This is a genomic window from Rhizobacter sp. P3_B12 (assembly GCF_056402895.1).
Genome location: NZ_JBFUGN010001798.1, coordinates 1 through 517, shown reverse-complemented (window position 1 = coordinate 517; position 517 = coordinate 1). Strand labels below are relative to the sequence as shown.

Genomic DNA, 517 nt, shown 5'->3' with positions numbered 1-517 from the left:
ATCCAGGCGAATGCGATCGGCGCCGCGAGCATCGCGTGGGTCGGCATCGGCGCGCTGCGGTTCGCCGACCTCGCCGCGCTGCGCCGCACGCGCCGCACCTACGAGCCGGCGAGCGCGCTGCGACGGTTGTACGGCGACAAGTTCGAGGCCTTCAAGGAGGTGCACAAGCGCCTCGCGCCGCTCTACCACCGCTTGAACGCGCCRCAGGAGGCTGCCGCATGATCAGTGCTTCGACTGCTCGCCAGACCGTCGTCGACTTGTGCGTCGAGCTGTCGCTGCGTGGCTTCCTCGCCGGCACCGGCGGCAACATCGCGCTGCGCGTCGATGCCGAGCGCATCGCGGTGACGCCCTCGGCCACCGACTACCTGACGATGACGGCCGGCGACGTGTGCGTGCTGCGCCTGGCCGACCTCGCGCCGCTCGAGGGCACGAAGCCGCCGTCGGTCGAGACCGGGCTGCATGCGCGCGTGCTGCGCGCGCGGCCCGACGCGCAGTGCAGCATCCACACGCACCAGCC

Annotated in this window: 1 protein-coding gene and 1 pseudogene; both read left to right on the top strand. The window is 72.1% G+C overall.

Annotation, left to right across the window (positions count from 1 at the left end; genetic code table 11):
• Nucleotides 1–222: pseudogene (locus AC1D01_RS38280) on the top strand (xylulose kinase); the annotation flags it as partial.
• Nucleotides 219–517 (top strand): class II aldolase/adducin family protein (locus AC1D01_RS38275; protein ID WP_477875252.1); only part of this gene is annotated, 299 nt, incomplete at its 3' end. The pseudogene AC1D01_RS38280 and the gene AC1D01_RS38275, both read left to right, overlap by 4 nt.